The sequence below is a fragment of the Streptomyces swartbergensis genome (genome assembly GCF_002148965.1).
GTDB classification, from domain to species: domain Bacteria; phylum Actinomycetota; class Actinomycetes; order Streptomycetales; family Streptomycetaceae; genus Streptomyces; species Streptomyces swartbergensis.
Genome location: NZ_NGFN01000606.1, coordinates 1 through 2,487, shown reverse-complemented (window position 1 = coordinate 2,487; position 2,487 = coordinate 1). Strand labels below are relative to the sequence as shown.

At 73.8% G+C, this 2,487-nt stretch carries 3 protein-coding genes; all 3 read right to left on the bottom strand.

Translation table 11 applies throughout. The features are described from left to right. On the bottom strand, window positions 1-739 hold a 739-nt coding region (locus CA983_RS42715), incomplete at its 3' end, for a reverse transcriptase-like protein (RefSeq protein WP_143645792.1). A 19-nt stretch (window positions 740-758) separates the two neighbouring features. Then, a complete protein-coding gene (locus CA983_RS42710; RefSeq protein ID WP_086606000.1) occupies window positions 759-1,502 on the bottom strand; it encodes a zinc ribbon domain-containing protein in 744 nt (247 codons plus the stop codon). Next, window positions 1,499-2,353: a Nif3-like dinuclear metal center hexameric protein gene (locus tag CA983_RS42705; RefSeq protein WP_086605999.1), complete on the bottom strand. Its 855-nt coding sequence runs from the start codon at window positions 2,351-2,353 to the stop codon at window positions 1,499-1,501. The genes CA983_RS42710 and CA983_RS42705 overlap by 4 nt, the downstream gene beginning before the upstream one ends. Window positions 2,354-2,487: the final 134 nt, after the last annotated feature.

The following is a 2,487-nucleotide window of genomic DNA, read 5'->3' as shown; positions in this document are numbered from 1 at the left end:
CGTTCGCACCCGCCCCAGCGGCACAGGCGCCGGAGGCCGCCTTCGCCGAGCCAGGGCCAGTCCCGGCCGACGCGCCTTTGCCGCCCCGCTGCTCCGTCCCCCCTCGGACGGGAGGCGGCACGGGAGAAGGCCCGGCTTCCGGATCCGAGTCGGCCGACGAGGCGGAGGCGGCGCGGCCCGTTGCCAGGGCTTCGCGTGCCCTCGCGGCGCCCGCCGCGGCGTCACCCGGCGGACGCGGCGGGTCCGGCGGGGCGACAGCCCCGGCTCCGGCTCCGCCTCCCGCTCTGGTGTCCAGCTCCGCCGTCGAAGTCGACGCCGACCACTGCTCTCCCCTGGCCCCGGCGTCCATCGCCTCGTTGGCCAGCCGGTCCGCGTGCTTGTTCCGCTCGCGCGGGATCCACTCGTACGTCACGCGCCCGGGCGGCAAGATCCGGGCCGCGTCCGCCGCCAGTGGCTTCATGTCGGGGTGCTTGATCTTCCAGCGGCCCGACATCTGCTCGACGACGAGCTTGGAGTCCATCCGGACGTGGACCGTCGCGGCCGGGTCCAGTTCATGGGCGGCGCGCAGGCCGGCGAGGAGGCCGCGGTACTCGGCGACGTTGTTCGTGGCGACGCCGATGTACTCGGCGGCCTCCCGCAGCGTCTCGCCCGTCGCCGCGTCGCTCACCACGGCCCCGTAGCCCGCGGGCCCCGGGTTGCCCCGCGACCCGCCGTCGGCCTCGACGATGAACTCCCGCACCGGAACGGCTCCCAGCGACCTAGATGCCGGACTCGGACGTGCGCACCAGGATCCGGCGGCAGTTCTCGCAGCGGATCACCGTGTCGGGCGCCGCGCTGCGGATCTCGCTCAGCTCCGTGATGGCGAGCTCCTGCCGGCAGCCCTGGCAGCTGCGCGCGTACAGCTTCGCCGCACCGACGCCGCCCTGCTGCTCGCGCAGCTTCTCGTAGAGCTTGAGCAGGTCGGCGGGGATCGAACCGGCGATGACCTCGCGCTCCTTGGTGACCGTGGCGACCTCGGCGTCGATCTGCTCGAAAGCGGCGTCGCGGCGTGCGGTCGCGTCGTCGATCTTCGACTGGACGGAGCCGACCCGCTCGGTCAGCTCGGCGACCCGCTGCTGCGCGGACTCCCGGCGCTCCATGACCTCCAGCACCACGTCCTCCAGATCACCCTGCCGCTTGGCGAGCGAGGCGATCTCGCGCTGGAGGTTCTCCAGGTCCTTGGGGGAGGTGACGGCGCCGGAGTCCAGGCGCTGCTGGTCGCGGGCGGAGCGCTGGCGCACCTGGTCCACGTCCTGCTCGGCCTTGATCTGCTCGCGGGCGCAGTCGCTCTCCTCGGTCTGCGCGGCCACGAGCAGGTCGCGCAGCTGGATCTGGTCCTTGGTCAGCGACTCGATCTCGGCGTGCTCGGGCAGCGACCTCCGCCGGTGGGCCAGCTGCTGGAGGCGGACGTCGAGGTCCTGGACGTCGAGGAGTCGGATCTGGTCGGCGGGCGCGGCGTTCAGTTCGGGGCTCCAAGGGGGTCAGAAGTGGCAGAGGCCGCGTGGGCGGTCCAGGGGTCGGTGACCGTCTTCGAGACGTGCACGCGCAGGTCCCATCCGTGGCGGTCGGAGATCTCGTCGAGCTGGCTCGCGGCCAGCTCGCACCAGGGCCACTCGGTGGCCCAGTGCGCCGCGTCGAGCAGCGCGAGGGGGCTGTGGGCGCGGGCCTCGGAGACGGGGTGGTGGCGCAGGTCCGCCGTGAGGAAGGCGTCGACGCCCGCCGCGCGTACGTGGTCGAAGAGGCTGTCGCCGGAACCGCCGCTGACGGCGACCGTGCGCACGAGCGCCTCGGGGTCGCCGGCGACGCGGATGCCCTGCGCGGTGGCGGGCAGCCGCTCGGCGGCACGGGCGGCGAACTCGCGGACGGTCAGTGGGTGGTCGAGGGCGCAGACGCGGCCCAGTCCCCGGCGGCCCTCGGGGTCGCCGGCGTCCGGCACGAGCGGCCCGGTGACCCGCAGGTCCAGGGCGCCCGCGAGGGCGTCGGAGACGCCGGGGTCGGCGGTGTCGGCGTTGGTGTGGGCGACGTGCAGCGCGATGTCGTTCTTGATGAGGGTGTGGACGACACGGCCCTTGAAGTGCGTCGCCGCGACCGTCGTCGTGCCGCGCAGATAGAGCGGGTGGTGGGTGACGAGCAGGTCGGCGCCCAGCTTCACCGCCTCGTCGACGATCTCCTGGACCGGGTCGACGGCGATCAGGACGCGCGTGACCTCCTGGTCCGGGTCGCCCACGACGGTGCCGACCGCGTCCCAGGACTCGGCCCGCTCTGCGGGCCACAGGTTCTCCAGCGCGGCGATGACTTCAGACAGACGGGGCACGAGTGCAAGGCTACCCGGCTGATCTGTGGCGTTGAACCGCCACCACCGCTGCCACCCGCTCCACCGCCGCTGCCACCCGCTCCACCACCGCTGCCACCGCCGCTGCCACCCGCTCCACCACCGCTGCCTCCCCC